This is a genomic window from Pseudomonas sp. MUP55 (assembly GCF_034043515.1).
Classification (GTDB): Bacteria; Pseudomonadota; Gammaproteobacteria; order Pseudomonadales; family Pseudomonadaceae; genus Aquipseudomonas.
The window spans coordinates 4,695,775-4,713,391 of the sequence record NZ_CP138214.1 but is presented as its reverse complement, the minus strand read 5'-3'; the positions used below and the strand labels follow the sequence as shown (position 1 = coordinate 4,713,391).

At 61.7% G+C, this 17,617-nt stretch carries 16 protein-coding genes; 7 read left to right on the top strand and 9 right to left on the bottom strand.

From position 1 onward, the window contains the following. Positions 1–248 precede the first annotated feature (248 nt). The 6 genes from SC318_RS21225 to gap all read right to left on the bottom strand — a co-directional run bounded on the left by SC318_RS21225 (position 249) and on the right by gap (position 7,006). On the bottom strand, positions 249–650 hold the full coding sequence (locus SC318_RS21225; protein WP_320428337.1) for a YbaN family protein: 402 nt from the start codon (positions 648–650) through the stop codon (positions 249–251). 166 nt (positions 651–816) lie between these two features. Further along, the gene (locus SC318_RS21220) at positions 817–1,425 is read right to left on the bottom strand and encodes a biliverdin-producing heme oxygenase (RefSeq protein ID WP_320428336.1); all 609 of its coding nucleotides are present in this window, start codon (positions 1,423–1,425) and stop codon (positions 817–819) included. A gap of 137 nt (positions 1,426–1,562) precedes the next feature. Then, on the bottom strand, positions 1,563–4,127 hold the full coding sequence (locus tag SC318_RS21215; RefSeq protein WP_320428335.1) for a TonB-dependent receptor: 2,565 nt from the start codon (positions 4,125–4,127) through the stop codon (positions 1,563–1,565). A gap of 116 nt (positions 4,128–4,243) precedes the next feature. Then, positions 4,244–5,212 (bottom strand): FecR family protein, encoded by a 969-nt coding sequence (locus tag SC318_RS21210; RefSeq protein ID WP_320428334.1) that lies wholly within the window; start codon positions 5,210–5,212, stop codon positions 4,244–4,246. Between the two features lie 75 nt (positions 5,213–5,287). Continuing rightward, entirely contained in the window at positions 5,288–5,806 is a 519-nt protein-coding gene (locus tag SC318_RS21205; protein WP_124368204.1) for an RNA polymerase sigma factor, read from the bottom strand. A 198-nt stretch (positions 5,807–6,004) separates the two neighbouring features. Further along, positions 6,005–7,006, bottom strand: a complete 1,002-nt coding sequence (gap, locus tag SC318_RS21200; RefSeq protein ID WP_124388026.1) for a type I glyceraldehyde-3-phosphate dehydrogenase — start codon at positions 7,004–7,006, stop codon at positions 6,005–6,007. A 221-nt stretch (positions 7,007–7,227) separates the two neighbouring features. Between gap and edd the strand changes: the two genes are divergently transcribed. From edd to SC318_RS21180, 4 genes are all read left to right on the top strand, one after another. Continuing rightward, positions 7,228–9,054, top strand: coding sequence for a phosphogluconate dehydratase (edd, locus tag SC318_RS21195; RefSeq protein WP_320428333.1), 1,827 nt, complete (start codon positions 7,228–7,230; stop codon positions 9,052–9,054). Then, positions 9,051–10,007 carry a glucokinase gene (locus tag SC318_RS21190; RefSeq protein ID WP_320428332.1) on the top strand — a complete coding sequence of 319 codons (957 nt, stop codon included), beginning with the start codon at positions 9,051–9,053 and terminating at the stop codon, positions 10,005–10,007. The genes edd and SC318_RS21190 overlap by 4 nt, the downstream gene beginning before the upstream one ends. A 118-nt stretch (positions 10,008–10,125) precedes the next feature. Then, entirely contained in the window at positions 10,126–10,860 is a 735-nt protein-coding gene (locus tag SC318_RS21185; protein ID WP_124364221.1) for a response regulator, read from the top strand. Beyond that, complete coding sequence (locus SC318_RS21180) at positions 10,850–12,319, top strand: ATP-binding protein (protein WP_320428331.1); 1,470 nt, start codon at positions 10,850–10,852, stop codon at positions 12,317–12,319. The genes SC318_RS21185 and SC318_RS21180 overlap by 11 nt, the downstream gene beginning before the upstream one ends. 123 nt (positions 12,320–12,442) lie before the next feature. Here SC318_RS21180 and SC318_RS21175 read toward each other — a convergent pair whose 3' ends face one another. Further along, the gene (locus SC318_RS21175) at positions 12,443–13,372 is read right to left on the bottom strand and encodes an AraC family transcriptional regulator (protein ID WP_320428330.1); all 930 of its coding nucleotides are present in this window, start codon (positions 13,370–13,372) and stop codon (positions 12,443–12,445) included. 328 nt (positions 13,373–13,700) lie between these two features. Here SC318_RS21175 and SC318_RS21170 point away from each other — a divergent pair, with 328 nt between their 5' ends. Both SC318_RS21170 and SC318_RS21165 read left to right on the top strand, forming a co-directional pair. Further along, positions 13,701–14,042: an antibiotic biosynthesis monooxygenase family protein gene (locus SC318_RS21170; protein ID WP_306494444.1), complete on the top strand. Its 342-nt coding sequence runs from the start codon at positions 13,701–13,703 to the stop codon at positions 14,040–14,042. A gap of 43 nt (positions 14,043–14,085) precedes the next feature. After that, on the top strand, positions 14,086–14,331 hold the full coding sequence (locus SC318_RS21165; protein ID WP_320428329.1) for a hypothetical protein: 246 nt from the start codon (positions 14,086–14,088) through the stop codon (positions 14,329–14,331). 121 nt (positions 14,332–14,452) lie between these two features. On the opposite strand, the gene SC318_RS21160 is transcribed toward SC318_RS21165, so the two are convergent. Then, entirely contained in the window at positions 14,453–15,085 is a 633-nt protein-coding gene (locus SC318_RS21160) for a flavin reductase family protein (RefSeq protein ID WP_320428328.1), read from the bottom strand. 192 nt (positions 15,086–15,277) lie between these two features. On the opposite strand from SC318_RS21160, the gene SC318_RS21155 reads away from it, so the two are divergent. After that, positions 15,278–16,033, top strand: coding sequence for a COG4705 family protein (locus SC318_RS21155; protein ID WP_320428327.1), 756 nt, complete (start codon positions 15,278–15,280; stop codon positions 16,031–16,033). 117 nt (positions 16,034–16,150) lie between these two features. Here the strand turns inward: SC318_RS21155 and SC318_RS21150 are convergent, their stop codons facing one another. Then, the gene (locus SC318_RS21150; protein WP_320428326.1) at positions 16,151–17,470 is read right to left on the bottom strand and encodes an MFS transporter; all 1,320 of its coding nucleotides are present in this window, start codon (positions 17,468–17,470) and stop codon (positions 16,151–16,153) included. Positions 17,471–17,617 lie beyond the last annotated feature (147 nt).

Below are 17,617 nucleotides of genomic sequence, written 5' to 3'. Positions count from 1 at the left end.
GTCGTTCTGGTTGGTGTTGTAGATGTTGATGCCGACCACCAGTGCAATCACGCCTAGCAGGCAGAGGCCGGACAGCAGCACGATTTTCAAGCGGATGGAGAGGGTGTCGAACATAGGTTCACTCACGAATGGACTTGTTGAGAAGCACGCAAAAGTGCCAAGTCCGTTCGGCGCCATGTCTGAAACATCGGCGTAACAAATCAATTCATGAGTAACAGCCGATGAGCGGTAGGCGCCTGCACGCAGCGTTATACGGGGCGTGCGAGCTGCTCGGGGCGCGACCAGATCCACAGGTTGCCCAGGCTCATGCCGGCGATTGCCAGGTAGATCGGCCAGCCATGGTCGAGCATCACCAGCATCAGCGCGGCGCACAGCAGCATGCTCACGGTGGCGCTGACTTTGGCCCGGCGCGCGATGATCTTGCCATTGCGCCAGTTGAGCAGGATGGGTCCGAACAGGCGGTGGTTTTCCAGCCAGGCGCTGAGGCGTGGTGAGCTTTTAGTGGCGGCCCAGGCGGCCAGCAGGATGAATTCGGTGGTGGGCAAACCCGGTATGACAATCGCCACCAGGCCGATCCCCAGGCTGACGTAGGCCAGCAGGCCGTACAGGATCTGCGCGATTTTAGAGGTGGATTGGAGTTTGCGGGTCATGGTGTGTGCAAGGTTGGGAGCAACAAAAAAGTCAGCATTGAAATGCGGTCTGAATGTGGGAGGGGGCTTGCTCCCGATGGCGGTGGGTCAGTAATAGATTCGTTGACTGATACACCGCCATCGGGAGCAAGCCCCCTCCCACATTGGATCGCGTTTAAGTTGGGGCTCAGGCCAGTTCAGGGGCGCTAGCGTACGCCTGTTCCAGCAATACGGTGAAGCGTACGAACGCATCGACCGCACCTTTCTCCGCGGCCGCTTCCTCTTCGGCACTCAGTTGCATCGCATCGAGGGTGCGGGTGAAGCGTTTCCAGCCTTCGGCACGCCCGCCCTCCGGCTCGCCCAGGTGGCGGGCACCGAAGGTTTCGCTCAGGCCCAGGCCCACGGCACGTTTGATCAGGAAGGCAGCGCCCAGTTTGGAGCCTTCGGAGACGAACAGCCAGCCCAGGGCCTCGGCGCGGCCGGGGTTGTTCACGGCACCGGCAACCGGTGCAGGCACGTCGGTGTCGAGGTCGCCCAGGTCGAGTCTGGCGGCCTCTGCGCGGCAACGCTGGGCCAGGTCCGGGATGATCTGGTTCAGTTCGGCATCGTTGTACAGCGCGACCAATTCCGATTGAAACAGGTACTGCGCCACCACGAAGCGGGCGAAGTTGGCCTGGGTTTCAAACGGGGCGTGGGCTTTGACCAGCGCGTCGAGCTTGGTGTGCGGTTCGTGGGTGATCTGGTTCAGGCGCTGGGAGCGCAGGCTTGGACGTTCTGCGGTAGGAGAAGCGGTCATGAAAAAGTCCTTGAGAAGGGGTAGCGCCTGTTGGCTCTAAAGCGAGCGGTTATCAACTAGACGAACAGGAAGACGCGGCACAGTAAAAAATCCTCATCTGGCCGCGGAGTCATCGCGGCCAGATTGGGCAAGTGCTATCAGATGTCCCAGATCACATTGATCGCGAAGTTGCGACCCGGCTGGGTCAGGCGATCAAGGTTGGCCGGGCCGGTCACCGCGGCTTCGCCGACGCTGTCGTAGCTGCGTACGTCATCCCAGTTCCAGTATTTCTTGTCGGTGAGGTTGTAGACGCCGCCGTTGATGGTCACGTCTTGGGTGACTTTGTAGTAGGCGGTCAGGTCGAGAATGCCGAACCCCGGCGTCTTGAACGGGCCGCTGGTATCGCCGTCCGGCGCGTGGAAGGTGCTGCTGTCGACGCGATTCTGTTTTTTCACCAGGGTCCAGCTCACCAGGCCGCCGTAGCTGTCCTGGTCGTAGCCCAGGCCGAAGACGCCTTTGAGCGGGTTGACGCTGTTGAGCGGCTCGCCGTTGTCGTCGTTGCGGCCATGGGCGTAGGACACCGCACCCTGGGTATACAGGCCTTGTGGTGCACCGAAGGCATCCAGGTTCAGACGACCCTTGGCTTCGGCGCCCTTGATGGTGGCGCGCTTGATATTCACCGCCTGGAACTGTTCGACGGTGCCGCCGACCACCGCGTTGTCTTCGTCGATGAAGTCGCGGTATTTGTTGTAGAACACCGCGATTTCAAAGGACCCCTCGTCGAACTTGCCGCGCAACCCGGTTTCGATGCCCTTGCTGGTTTCCGGCTTGAGGTCGGGGTTGGGCTCCACGGTGTAGCCCAGGTTGAGGTTTTCGAAGCGGCCGTACAGGGCTTTTGCCGACGGTGTGCGGAAACCTTCGGCGTATTGGCCGAACCAAGTGTATTGATCGGTCAGGGCGTAGGTCAGGCCGAACTTGGGCGTGACGCGGTGCCAGGTCTTGTCCTTGCCGTCGACGGAATATTCACCGGTGGGGTTCACGGTGCTGAGGAATTCCTCGGTCAGCTTGGGCTTGAGCCGGGTGTAGTCGTAACGCACGGCGGGCAGGAAGGTCCATTTGTCCCAGGTGATCTGGTCCTGGGCGAACAGCGAATAGGTGTTGATGGTCGGGTCGGGGAAGTCGCTGGCTTTCTTCACGCTGTCGCTGGCCGATGGGCTGGGCGCGCCGATGGCGGTGCAACCGCTGCCGACCGCCAGGCAGGTGGCGCTGCCTTCGCGCGAACCGGTGACTTTCTGCTGCTTGAGCGTAGTGCCGTAGGTGACCTGGTGATCGGTGTCACCGAGGCTGAAGGCCTTGTCCAGTTGCGCATCGAAGACCCACTGTTTCTCTTCGTACAACGTGTCGCGGGTGCGCAATACGCGACGGCCCGACTGGTAGATTTCAGCCGTGGTCTGGTCGGTCTTGGCGATCTGGTAATTGAGGCTGGTCTTGATGCGGTCGGCGATGGGCGAGTCGAGGGCGAAGCTGTTTTCCAGGCCGAAACGCTCGCGGGTAATGGTGTCGTTGCCGCGACGGTCTCGGTAAAGGTTGAAACCGCGTCCACCCACGAACGGGCCGCCCACGGCGTTCTTCAGGTTGACGTCGCGATCATCCTTGTACTTCTCGTAGGTCAGGCCCAGGCGGTTGTCGTCGCCATAATTCCAGCCGAGTTTGGCCAGCACGTTGGTAGTGCGCGCGTCTTCGGGGTTGGCGCCGGTGCGGGCCAGGCCGGTGGCGTTGTTGCCGTCATAGGATTCGGTTTCGTGACCGTTGCGCTGGCTCAGGTGCAGCAAGCCGTCGAAGTCCTGCAGGCGGCCGGCGACGGTGGCGGAGGTCAGCCAGCTTTCGTCGGCGGAGCTGTAACCGGTCTTCAGGCGCGCGCCGACGTCCTGGCCGGGCTTGATGATGTCATCCGGGTCGAGAGTGAAGTAGCTCACCGCGCCGCCAATGGCACTGCTGCCGTACAGGGCCGAGGCCGGACCGCGCAGGATTTCCACGCGCTTGACGATTTCCGGGTCGACGTAGTTGCGCCGGGTCTTGGCGTAGGGGCCGTTGAAGAAGTTGTCCGGCACTTCCACGCCGTCGACCTGGGTAAGAATGCGATCACCGTCGATACCGCGAATGTTATAGCCCGCGTTGCCCGAGCGGGTGCCGGCGCCGCCCACCGACACGCCCGGCTCGTAACGCACCAGTTCACGGGTGGTATTGACGTTCTGGCGGTCCAGCTCCTGGCGGTCGTGCACGCTGACCATGCTCGGTACGCTGTCCACATCCTGCTCGGTGCGGGTGGCGCTGATGGTCACTTGCTGCAGGTTCAGAGCGCTGCCGGCGGCACGTTTCTCCAGGACGATGTTGTTATTGCCCAGCTTGCGATAGCTCAGGTTGGTCCCCGCCAACAGCCGCTCTAGCGCCTTCTCCGGCGACAACGCACCGCGCACGCCCGGGGACGACACACCCTGGCCCAGCTCGGCCGGCAGGCCGACTTGCCAGCCGGTCACGCCGGTAAAGGCATTCAGTGCCGACACCAATGGCTGCTGTTCGATGCTGAACGTGTAGTTGCCGTGGCTGCGCGGCACCGGTTCGACGGCAGTGGCGGCCATCGCCGGCGCGCCGGCCATCAGTATGGCGACGGTCAGCAGGGACAGGACGGGCGAACAAGACCGGCGGTTGAAACGAGAGGACATCGAGAGCGCTCCGGAGATACGAATCTTATAGTTGCGAACCGATCCAAATAGGAATCAGTTGCATTGGCTATAACGAGACGTATCGCCGGTCAGGATCGAGTAAAAATAATTCTCATTTAGTTCAGGATGACCAGCGCCGGGTATTCCGACAGCTTGGCCGAGGTGATGTGGGCCAGGGAACGCACCACGTCCAGCGGCTGGTCGAGGCGATAATTGCCGGTGACGGCGACGCTGGCGAGCTTGTCGTTGGTGTTGACGATCCAGCCCGGGTAATAGCGACGCAGCTCCGCCAGCACCTCGCTCATCGGACAGTTCTCGAAGACCAGGCGGCCCTGGACCCAGGCCAGGTCCTTGCCGGCGTCCAGCTTGGCCGGCTGGCCGAAGCCCTTGGGGCCGATGCGGATGCTCTCGCCGGCACTCAGGCGCACCCGCGCGTCGTCGAAGGTATTGCTCAGGTCGACATCACCGCGCTGCACTTGCACCTGGGCTTCGCCGTCGAGATAGCGCACGGCAAACGCGGTGTCCTGCACGCTGGCGCGCACCGGGCCGGCGTCGATTTCCAGCGGCAGGCCACGGGCGGGGGCGATGTCGAAAAACGCTTCGCCCTGGTAGAGGCGGGCGATGCGCTGGTGGTCCTTGATGCTGCTGGAAAACGCCGAATTGGTGTTGAGCAGTACGTTGGAACCTTCGTCCAGTTGCAGGCGCTGGCGCTCGCCGACCACGGTGAGGTGGTCGGCTTGCAGGCGTACCGGCAGGTTGCTGGAACTGAACAGGCCGAGCAGCAGCACGGCGGCGGTGGCCAGGGGTTTCCAGTGCGGTTTGACCCGGCGCCAGGCGCTCGGCTTGCGCGGCGCGGCCAGGGCCACGGCGGCGCTGTGCACCGGCGCGCCGCCCCAGGCAGCCTGGGCTTTGCTGAAGGCGTGGGCATGCGTTGGGCTCTCGGCCAGCCAGGCCTGGAACGCGGCGTGCTGGCCGGGCTGCGGGCATTGCATGGCGATCAGCCAGTCGAGGGCTTGGTCCATGGCCGCGTCTTGCAGCACCTCATGAGCCAGCTCATGGGGGCGCAGTTTATTCGGGTCCGTCACGGTGTTCCTCGGGTCTTCGCCACGTTCTATTCATTTTTCCTACAGCTTGGATCGACACTTCTGTCGGAGTGAAGCTTAAGGCTGATCCAGCCGTTCGGCCACACCTACACAGATGGCCATGATCAACTTCAGTTCCTTTTGTACGGTGCTCAAGGACACCTGCAACTGATCGGCAATCTCCTGGTAGCTGCAACCGTGCAGGCGGCTGAGGATGAAGATGCGTTGCTGGCGGGCGCTCAACTGGCCCAGGCTGACGCTCAGGTGCTCAAGCAATTGCTCGGCCTGGGTCGCGTCTTCAGGTGTGCTGATCGGGGCGGCGACGCTTTGCAGGATATCCAGCGGGACATCTTCCTGCAGGGTGCGGGCCTGAATCCTGCGCGAACGCAAATGATCCAGCGCCAGGTTGCGGGCTGTCTGGTAGACGAAGGGTTCCAGGTGGTCGATCGGCCGCTCACTCAGGGCCCGGGTCACGCGCAGGTAGGTTTCCTGCAACAGGTCCTCGGCGGTGCTGTGGTTATTCACCATGCGTTGCAGCGTGCGCAGCAGGATCACCCGTTGGGTGAGAAAGACGTGGTTGAAGCGAGATTGGCTCACAGTGATACCAGACCGATTTGCAGTTAATGATAATGCTTATCATCAACCGAAATGGCAAGTGGCTATTTCTGCAGCCTTGCAGCTCAAATGTGGGAGGGGGCTTGCCCCCGATAGCGGTATATCAGTTATGGACAGTCTGACTGACACACCGCCATCGGGAGCAAGCCCCCTCCCACACAAGCCCCATTCCAAATGGGTTTACTCGGCGTTGCAAAGCGCCAGGCAGTTATCCAGCATGCGGTTGGAGAAGCCCCACTCGTTGTCATACCAGGCCAGCACTTTAAGCAGCTTGCCGCTGACCTTGGTGTGGTTGGCGTCGAAGATCGACGACAGCGGGTTATGGTTGAAGTCACTGGAAACCAGCGGCAGGGTGTTGTAGCCGAGGATCTTCGAGTGTTGGCTGGCGTGCTTCAACAGCGCGTTGACTTCATCGGCCGTGGCTTCTTTCTTCAGCTGTACGGTGAGGTCCACCAGCGACACGTTGATCACCGGCACGCGCACGGCCATGCCGGTCAGCTTGCCCGCGAGTTCCGGCAGCACCAGGCCGACGGCTTCAGCGGCGCCGGTCTTGCTCGGGATCATGTTCTGGGTGGCCGAACGCGCGCGGTACGGGTCGGTGTGGTAGACGTCGGTCAGGTTCTGGTCATTGGTGTAGGCATGGATAGTGGTCATCAGGCCGCTTTCGATGCCCAGTTCGCGGTGCAGCACCTGGGCCACCGGTGCCAGGCAGTTGGTGGTGCAGGATGCGTTGGAGATGATCTGGTGCGATTGACGCAGAATGTCGTGGTTCACACCGTAGACCACGGTCGCGTCCGCGCCCTTGGCCGGGGCGGAGATGATCACCTTGCGCGCGCCGGCGGTAATATGGGCGGCAGCCTTGTCACGGTCGGTGAACAGACCGGTGCATTCGAACACCACGTCGATCTTGTGCGCGGCCCACGGCAGGTCGGCCGGGTTGCGAATGGCACTGACGGCGATCCGGTCGCCATTGACGGTCAGGCTTTCCTGATCGTGGGCGACCTCTGCTTCGAATGTGCCATGGACGGTGTCGTATTTGAGCAGGTGGGCATTGATCGAACTGTCGCCCAGATCGTTGATGGCGACGATCTGCAAATCCTGGCGGTAGCCTTGGGTATACAGTGCGCGCAGGACATTACGGCCGATGCGGCCAAAACCATTGATTGCGATACGTAGAGTCATTGGAAGGTGCCTATCGTCGATTTGTTGTAAGAATTACAAGATTATTCGCATAAAAATAGAAAACAAGCCTTTTTAGTGGCAATATTTTGTTCAATCTACAACGAGTGACCTGAATCAACTGGTCCGATGATCCAAACGACTCCCTGCCATCCCATGCGCTGCGGGCGTTTGATCAGCATAGACACTCAGGTCGCCATATCCGTTAGCCTGGAGTTCTATACATGCATCCCCGCGTTCTTGAGGTCACCGAACGGCTTATCGCCCGCAGCCGCGCCACCCGCGAGGCCTACCTTGCGCTCATTCGCGGCGCAGCCAGCGACGGTCCGATGCGCGGCAAGCTGCAGTGCGCCAACTTCGCCCACGGCGTGGCGGGTTGCGGCACCGAAGACAAAAACAGCCTGCGCATGATGAATGCCGCCAACGTGGCAATTGTTTCTTCGTATAACGACATGCTTTCGGCGCACCAGCCGTACGAACATTTCCCTGAACAAATCAAGAAAGCCCTGCGCGAAGTCGGCTCGGTCGGCCAGTTCGCCGGTGGCACGCCCGCCATGTGCGACGGCGTGACCCAGGGCGAGCCGGGCATGGAACTGAGCCTGCTCAGCCGCGAAGTCATCGCCATGTCCACGGCGGTAGCGCTGTCCCATAACATGTTCGACGCCGCGCTGATGCTGGGCATCTGCGACAAGATCGTCCCCGGCCTGATGATGGGCGCGCTGCGCTATGGGCACCTGCCGATGGTCTTCGTGCCCGGCGGACCGATGCCGTCGGGCATCTCCAACAAGCAGAAAGCCGATGTGCGCCAGCGCTACGCCGAAGGCAAGGCCGCCCGCGAAGAGCTGCTGGAATCGGAGATGAAGTCCTACCACAGCCCCGGTACCTGCACCTTCTACGGCACCGCCAACACCAACCAGCTGTTGATGGAAGTGATGGGCCTGCACCTGCCGGGCGCTTCGTTCGTCAACCCGTACACGCCGCTGCGCGATGCGCTGACCCGCGAGGCCGCGCACCAGGTCACGCGCCTGACCAAGGCCAACGGCAACTTCACGCCCATCGGCGAGATCGTCGACGAAAAGTCCATCGTCAACTCCATCGTCGCCCTCAACGCCACGGGCGGGTCCACCAACCACACGCTGCACATGCCGGCCATCGCCATGTCGGCGGGCATCATCCTGACCTGGCAGGACATGGCCGACCTCTCCGAGGTGGTCCCGACCCTGTCCCACGTGTATCCGAACGGCAAGGCTGACATCAACCATTTCCAGGCAGCGGGCGGCATGTCGTTCCTGATCCGCGAACTGCTCGAAGCCGGCCTGCTGCACGAAGACGTCAACACCGTGGCGGGCAAGGGCTTGAGCCGGTACACCCAGGAGCCGTTCCTGGTCGACGGCGAACTGATCTGGCGCGACGGCCCCATCGAAAGCCTCGACGAAACCATCCTGCGCCCCGTGGCCCGTGCGTTTTCGCCGGAAGGCGGCTTGCGGGTGATGGAAGGCAACCTCGGCCGTGGCGTGATGAAAGTCTCGGCCGTCGCGCCGGAGCACCAGGTGGTCGAAGCACCGGCCGTGGTGTTCCAGGACCAACAGGACCTGGCCGATGCGTTCAAGGCCGGTCAGTTGGAAAAAGACTTCGTCGCGGTGATGCGCTTTCAGGGCCCGCGCTCCAACGGCATGCCCGAATTGCACAAGATGACGCCGTTTCTGGGCGTGTTGCAGGACCGTGGTTTCAAAGTGGCGCTGGTGACAGACGGGCGTATGTCCGGCGCGTCGGGTAAGATCCCCGCCGCGATCCACGTCAACCCCGAAGCCCAGAGCGGCGGGCCGCTGGCGCGGGTTAAAGATGGCGATATCATTCGCGTCGATGGCGTCACCGGCACCCTAGAGCTTAAGGTGGACGCCGAAGAATTTGCCGCGCGCACGCCGGCCACGGGCCTGTTGGGCAATAACGTGGGCGCCGGTCGCGAGTTGTTTGCATTCATGCGCTTGGCCGCAAGCTCCGCAGAGCAGGGCGCCAGCGCCTTTACCTCTGCCTTGGAGACGCTTAAGTGAAGTTAGCGCTGGTCGGTGATATCGGGGGTACCAACGCCCGTTTTGCGTTGTGGCGGGATCAGGCTCTGCATGCGATCCGCGTGCTGGCCACGGCGGATCACTCAAGCCCTGAGGAGGCCATCAAGGTCTATCTCAAGCAAGCAGGCCTGGCGCTGGGTGACATTGGCGCGGTGTGCCTGTCGGTGGCCGGGCCGGTGAGCGGCGATGAGTTCAAGTTCACCAATAACCACTGGCGCTTGAGCAAGACGGCGTTCTGCCAGACGTTGCAGGTGGACGAACTGCTGCTGGTCAACGATTTCTCGGCCATGGCCCTGGGCATGACCCGCTTGCAGCCCGATGAATTTCGCGTGGTCTGCGAAGGCACCCCGGAGCCGTTGCGACCGGCGGTGGTGATCGGCCCGGGCACCGGCCTGGGCGTCGGTACCCTGCTGGACTTCGGCGCAGGCCGTTATGCCGCATTGCCAGGGGAGGGCGGCCATGTCGACCTGCCCCTGAGCAGCCCGCGGGAAACCCAGTTGTGGCAACACATCTACAGCGAGATCGGCCATGTCAGCGCTGAAACCGCGTTGAGCGGCGGCGGTTTGCCGCGCCTGTACCGGGCGATTTGTGCGGTGGACGGACACACACCGGTACTGGACACGCCCGAGGCGATCACGGCGGCGGGCCTGGCGGGCGATCCGGTGGCGATGGAAGTCCTCGACCAGTTCAGCATCTGGCTGGGCCGGGTGGCGGGCAACAATGTGCTGACCACGGGTGGGCGTGGCGGCGTGTATATCGTGGGCGGGGTGATACCGAGGTTTGCCGACTTCTTTATCAACAGCGGTTTCGCCAAAAGCTTTGCCGACAAAGGTTGCATGAGCGACTACTTCAAGGGCATTCCGGTATGGTTGGTAACGGCGCCGTATTCGGGGTTGACCGGGGCGGGTGTGGCGCTGGAGCAGGCATTTGCTTAGGCTGTGATGGCTCATCGGGGGCAAGCCCCCTCCCACACTGGAATGCGTTTCAAATGTGGGAGGGGGCTTGCCCCCGATGAGGCCCTCAAGAACACCCCATCACAACAAGGAGGACCCCGTGAGCGTAATCAGTAAATCGATTCTCCTCGTCGACGACGACCAGGAAATCCGCGAATTGCTGCAAACCTACCTCAGTCGCGCCGGCTTCCAGGTCCGTGGCGTGGCCGATGGCGCGGGGTTCCGCCAGGCAATGAACGAGGCGCCGTGCGACCTGGTTATCCTCGATGTGATGTTGCCGGACGAAGACGGTTTCAGCCTCTGCCGCTGGATCCGCCAGCACCCGCGCCAGGCGCAGGTGCCGATCATCATGCTTACCGCCAGTTCCGACGAAGCCGACCGCGTGATCGGCCTGGAGCTGGGCGCCGATGACTACATCGGCAAGCCGTTCAGCCCCCGCGAGTTGCAGGCGCGGATCAAGGCGCTGCTGCGTCGCTGCCAGTTCGGCCAGGAGCGCAGCAGTGGCGGCGAGGTGTTGGTGTTCGACGAGTGGCGCCTGGATATGATCAGCCATCGCCTGTTTCACGTGGATGGCGAAGAGGTGATCCTCTCCGGTGCCGACTTTGCCTTGCTCAAGTTGTTTCTCGACCACCCGCAACAGATCCTCGACCGCGACACCATCGGCAACGCCACCCGTGGTCGCGACCTGATGCCGTTGGATCGGATCGTCGACATGGCCGTCAGCCGCCTGCGCCAACGCCTGCGCGACACCGAAAAACCTCCGCGGCTGATCCGCACCGTACGCGGCAGCGGCTATCAACTGGCAGCCAGCGTGGTTGCCGGCAATGCCCACTGAACACCTGAGCGAACGCCGCCGCCGTTTTCCCGTGCCCCGCTCGCTGCTTGGGCGCATGTTGCTGCTGACCCTGCTCGCCGTGTTGTTCGCCCAGGCGTTGTCCAGCGTGATCTGGGTGTCGCAGCTGCGTGCCACTCAGTTGGAAGGCCTGGTCACCAGCGCCCGTAGCCTGGCGCATTCGATGACCGCCAGCGTGAGTTACTTCCGTTCATTGCCGGTGGCCTATCGCCCGCTGGTGCTCGATCAGTTGCGCAGCATGGGCGGCACGCGGTTCGTGGTGACCCTCAATGATCGCCCGCTGGACATGCAGATCTTGCCCGAAACCCCGCGCAAGCAGGCGGTGCTGGTGGCGGTGGACGAGGTGCTGCGCCAGACCCTCGGCGCCGATGTGCATATCTCGGTGGAGTTCGTCAGCGCCGAAGACCTGCGCATCTTCAATGCCGGCCTCAAACTCGATGAACTGCCGCGCTCCTGGGCTCACTACGCATTGACCCTGGAGCCGGTCAACCCGCCGGTGCTGGTCACCCAGATTCAGCTCGCGCCCGGTGAATGGCTGTACATCGCCTCGCTGTTGCCCGAGCCCTACACCAGCCTTGAAGAGCAAGGCCTGCCCGCCCAGCAGGTGTGGTTTATCGTGTTGACCAGCGGTTTTCTGCTGCTGTTTATCGGCCTGCTGGTGCATTGGCAAAGCCGGCCGCTCAAGCGCCTGGCGCGGGCGGCGCGGGACATGTCCCTGGGCGCCGATGTAGAGCCGGTGGCCGAAGGTGGCGGCAGTGAAGTGGTGGAAGTGGGGCGTGCGTTCAATGCCATGCGTGAGCGCATCAGCCGTTACCTGACCGAACGCAGCCAGTTGTTCAGCGCGATTTCACACGACTTGCGCACGCCCATCACACGCCTGCGCCTGCGCGTGGAACTGCTTGAAGACGAGAACCTGCAAACCAAGTTCGGACGTGACCTGGATGAGCTGGAATTGCTGGTCAAGGGCGCCCTGCAATGCGTGAAAGACACCGATATCCACGAAAACATCCAGCCGGTGGACCTCAACCACGTGCTCGAATGCGTGGTGGAACCCTATCTGGCGCCCAACGGCAATGGGCGAGTCACCCAGCATGGGCACGCCCTGAGCACCTACCCGGGCAAGCCGCTGGCGCTCAAGCGTTGCATCGGCAACCTGATCGACAATGCGCTCAAATACGGGCAGAACGCGCATTTGCGTATCGAGGACAACGGCATCGAGTTCATCCTGCACGTGGATGACGAAGGCCCCGGCGTGCCGGAACAGCGCCTGGAGCAGGTGTTCGAACCGCACTTTCGCCTCGCCGGGCAGCAGCAGGGCTATGGCTTGGGGCTGGGGATCGCGCGCAACATCGCCCACAGCCATGGCGGTGAAGTGAGTTTGCAGAATTTGCGCGAGGGTGGATTGCGGGTGACCCTGCAACTGCCCCGCGGCCTTGACTGAACATACGCCGGAGCCCATGTGGGAGGGGGCTTGCCCCCGATAGCCGTCTGTCAGTCAGCTTATCTGTAGCTGGCCCACCGCCATCGGGGGCAAGCCCCCTCCCACATTTTGATCTTCATTGCATCAGATGCTTTGGCGCAGCCTGGCCAGGTCTCTAAGTGGCGGTGCACCAAACAACCGGCTGTATTCCCGGCTGAATTGCGACGGGCTTTCATACCCCACCCGATACCCGGCTGCCGAAGCCTCCAGCCCTTCGGCAATCATCAGTCGCCGGGCTTCCTGCAAGCGCAGTTGTTTCTGGTATTGCAGCGGGCTCATGGCGGTGATCGCCTTGAAGCGGTGGTGCAAGGTCGAGACGCTCAGGTTCACTTCCCGCGCCAGGTCATCGATGCGCAGCGGCTGTTCGTAATTGCCGTTCAACCACTTGATCGCCTGGCTCACCCGATGGCTCTGGCTGTTGGCCACGGCAATTTCGTACAGACGATAGCCTTGGGGCCCACGCAACAAGCGGTAGAGAATTTCGCGGTTGATCAGCGGTGCGAGCATCGCGATATCTTTGGGTGTGTCCAGCAGGCGAGTCAGGCGCAGCACGGCGTCGAGCAGCTGATTGTCGATGCGGTCGACGTACATGCCGCGGGCGGTTGGACGCGACGGCACCCCCATCGGCCCGGCTTCGGCAATCAGCGCGGTCAGCTGGGCCGGGTCGATATTGATGCGCACCGAGAGGTTGGGGTCTTCGGGAGTGGCGTCGATAATCCGGCCGGACACCGGCATGGCCACCGAGAACACCAGGTAGTTGAGCGGGTCGTAGGCAAAGATTTCGTCGGCCAGGCGCACTTCCTTGCTGCCACTGGCCAGGATGCACAGGGCCGGCTCCACCAGCACCGGCATGAAGTCGCGCGGTGTGTTGTGGCGGTTCAGGTACAGCGAGGTGATCGCCGTGCCGTAGGAACCATCCTCCCAGGTATGGCGATGCACAATGCTGGCCAGTTCGGCACGCTGCTTTTCCATCTCGGCATCGAGGGGAATGGGCTTGAGGTCGGGCGACGACATGGGGCGTCCTCTACACGCGGGTTTGATGGGGCTCAGCTTAGCGGTGGGTTTTCAAATAGTGTTACGTCGATTCTGCACAATCCTTGCCTGATCCTGCGCCATTACGTGGATCAGGCAAGCAAGAGGGCTGTCATCTCCCTGAAACATGGCGTTCGCGCGTGGAATAAATCGGCGGCTGGGACGTCCTGCCTACGCTTCTCGCAGGATTGTGCAATAAGCCTGCAGGAATTGACTAACCGTGCCCACACCGGCGCCGCTATCTTTGATCCTGTGGCAACACGCCCCCACAGTGCTTGCCGAGCATCACTTCTCAACGGGAGAGTCGAACATGTCCACCCCCATTCCCGCGAGCCATATGGCCTTTATCCGTGCCCGTACCGGGTGCAGCACCGAACTCGGTGCACGCTTGAGCAGTTTGATCGAACCGGGCCGACAGGCTCAGGGTTGCTTGCAGTTCTCGTTGCAGCATTCCCAGACCGACCCCGATGTGTGGCTGATTTCGGGCTTCTGGAGCAGTGAGCAGGCGATGAGCGCCTACTTCAATTCGCCGGCCCTGATGGTCTTTACCGAGCTGCTGAACGACATGGTCGTGCGCAGCATGGACTTCCAGACCTTCACCGATGCATCCGCCGTCAACGCCTACGACGAGTACCTGCAACTGGCCGGTTGAGAGGGTTAGAATGGCCGACTTTCCATTGGCCAGGACTTTCAACATGGCACGTAAACAATTTGCCCACCACGAAGCCGTTTCCGCCGTAGTGCCGGGAGAGGGTGGCTACAGCGCCGCCATCGCCGTCAAGGCACTGGATGGCATGGGCGCACCGCAGTTTCACAAGATCCTGCAAGGGCAGACCTTCAAGACCGCCTCCGACGCCGACGATGCGGCGACTGTGCAGCTTGAGCAGTTGGTTGATGTGGACTCAGAGGGTCAATTGGCCTGGGCAACTACAGCAAACTAACGCCTGCTGTAGATCCAAATGTGGGAGGGGGCTTGCCCCCGATAGCGGTGTGTCAGCCAGCTCATGCGCAGCTGATACACCGCCATCGGGAGCAAGCCCCCTCCCACAGGTTGTAGTTCAGTCAGGCTTTGGTGGCGCCGGGTCGGTACATCTTGAACAGCGCCTCCGGACCCAGCTGGAAATAATCCGCCGGGCCGCCACCGCGCAAAATCGGCTCGGCGGCGGCGGTGTCGTAGATCCCATCCTTGAGCAGCCATTTGGCGATGTGCACCGCGACCACTTCGCCCAGTACCAGCCAGCTGGGTACCAACTGCTGGTCGGCGCGTTGCAGCTGGATGATCTGCGTGACCTTGCACTCGAACGACACCGGGCTCTCGCCCACCCGCGGTACGCCGACGATCTTCGACGCCACTGGCGTCAGGCCGGACAACTCGAATTCATTCACGTCCGGCGAGACGGCCGCGCAACTCTGGTTCATCTGCTCGGCCAGCGGGCGCGTCGCCAGGTTCCACACGAATTCGCCGGTCTGCTCGATATTGTTCAGGCTGTCCTTTCGACCGACGCTGGAAAACCCAATGATCGGTGGAATGTAATTGAACGCGTTGAAGAAACTGTAGGGCGCCAGGTTCAGGCGGCCTTCGCTGTCGTGGGACGAGATCCAGCCGATCGGTCGCGGACCGACAATGGCATTGAACGGGTCATGAGGCAGGCCGTGGCCTTTGGCGGGTTCGTAGAAGTGGATATCGTCGGACATGGGCCAGGCTTCCTGCTGCGTGTTCTGAGAGGCGGTCATAGTGCAACCCATGCCAGCGAATTTCCATCGTCCCCATGGAATTTTCATTCGTCGCCCACCTATTTTTCACAGCACTCCCCTCAGGCTGCGCCCAAGGTCGACACCCCCATAAGTCGGCCATTAAAAGACTGAGCCTCGGAGCCTACTCGCACTATGAATAAACTTCCTCAGATCACCCTGGCGTTCTGGGTCATGAAAATCTGCGCAACCACCTTGGGCGAAACCGCCGGGGACCTGTTGTCGATGACCTTGAATGTCGGTTATGCGCTCAGTTCAATGATCCTGATCAGCGTGTTCCTGGTCACCCTGGTGACGCAACTCTGGTCGAAAACCTACAACCCGGTGCTGTACTGGATCGTGATCCTCTCTACCAGCACGGCCGGTACTACCATGTCGGACTTCATGGACCGAACCCTGGGCCTGGGTTACGCCACCGGTTCAATGATCCTGATCGTGCTGCTGATGATCATCTTTGCGTTGTGGCACCTCAGTGGCGATTCGCTGAACGTGAACAAGGTGCAGAGCTTTCGGGGCGAGCTGTTCTACTGGATGGCGATTCTGTTTTCCAACACGCTTGGCACCGCGTTGGGCGATTTCCTGGCGGACGATTCGGGGCTGGGTTTTGCCGGCGGCGCGCTGCTGATCGGCTCGACCATTGCTCTGGTGGTGGCGCTCAAGTACTTCACCCGGATCTCGTCAGTGCTGTTGTTCTGGGTGGCGTTCGTGCTGACCCGGCCGTTTGGCGCGACGCTGGGCGACTTCCTGACCAAACCCCATGAGAAGGGTGGGCTGGATTTCGGCACCATTGGTTCGTCGGCGGTGTTGGCGGCGGTGCTGGTGGTGATGATTGCCGGCGCATCCTATGCGCAGCGCCGCTATGGGCGCAGCGAGGTTGCAGAGCTGTCCTGATTGAACAAACGATGCAAACCAATGTGGGAGGGGGCTTGCCCCCGATAGCAATGTGTCAGCCAGCTCATGCGTAGCTGATACACCGCCATCGGGAGCAAGCCCCCTCCCACATTTTTTTCAGTCGGTGGTGATCCGAGAATGCTTGCGGGTGTCTTTCATGGTCACGTAGACCAGCAACGACACGGCAATACAGGCGGTCACGTACCAGTAATAGCCGGTTTCCATGCCGATGCTCTTGAACCACAGCGCGATGTATTCAGCGGTGCCGCCGAAGATCGACACGGTCAGGGCATACGGCAGGCCAACACCCAGGGCGCGGATTTCAGTGGGGAACAGCTCGGCTTTCACCACGGCGTTGATCGAGGTGTAGCCGCTGACGATGATCAGCGCCGCCATGATCAGGAAGAACGCGCCCCACCAGGTCTGGATGGTGTGCAGGGTGGTGAGGATAGGCACGGTGAACAACGTGCCGAGGACACCGAAGGCGATCAGGATCGGCCGACGGCCAATCTTGTCCGACAGCCCGCCCACCAGCGGTTGCAGGCACATGAACAGAAACAGCGTGGCGGCCGAAATGGTGGTGGAGTCGGAGATGCTCATGCCGACGGTGTTCACCAGGTATTTCTGCATGTAGGTGGTGTAGGTGTAGAACGCCAGGGTGCCGCCCATGGTCAGGCCGACCACGGTGAGCAGTTCCTTGGGGTGGCGCATCAAGGTGCGCATTGCGCTTTCCTTGGCTTTTTCCTTTTTGGTGAAGGATTCGGTCTCTTCCATGCCGCGACGCAGGAACAGCGCAACCACCGCACACAGGGCGCCGATGGCGAACGGGATACGCCAGCCCCACGCATACAGCTGCTCGGTGGTCAGCACTTGCTGCAGGACGATCAGCACCGCCAGGGCTATGAGCTGGCCGGAGATCAGGGTGACGTACTGGAAGCTGGAATAGAAACCACGACGTTCCTTGGTCGCCATCTCGCTGAGGTACGTGGCGGAAGTGCCGTATTCGCCACCGACGGACAGCCCCTGCAGCAGACGGGCAAACACCAGCAGGATCGGCGCGCCGATGCCGATGACTTCATAGCTTGGGCTCAGTGCAATCAGCAGCGAGCCGAAGCACATCAGGTAGACCGAGGCCATCAGGGCTTTTTTACGCCCGACCTTGTCGGCGTACAGGCCCATCAGCCAGCCGCCGATAGGGCGCATCAGGAAGCCTACGGCGAAGATCGCGGCGGTGTTGAGCAATTGGGCGGTGGTGTCGCCCTTCGGGAAGAAGGTCTTGGCGAAGTACAGCGAAAACGCGGCGTAGACATACCAGTCATACCACTCGACCATGTTGCCGACGGAGCCGCTGAAGATCGATTTGATCCGGCTGGAGGTGGTGCGTTCTTTGGCCGGCGCAGCCGCCGACCCCAGAGGCAAGGTATTGGAGTTATCCATTGAAGGATCCTTCATCTAGTTGTTTTTATGGAACGGCGCGTGCGCAGCCTGCTGGGGCTTTAGCAGGAGCTGTGCCAGGTGGGTGAAGGCCCGGTTTAGAAGGGTTGCAGGTTTTTTTTTGAGCGGAATGTTGCTGATGGTTTTGTG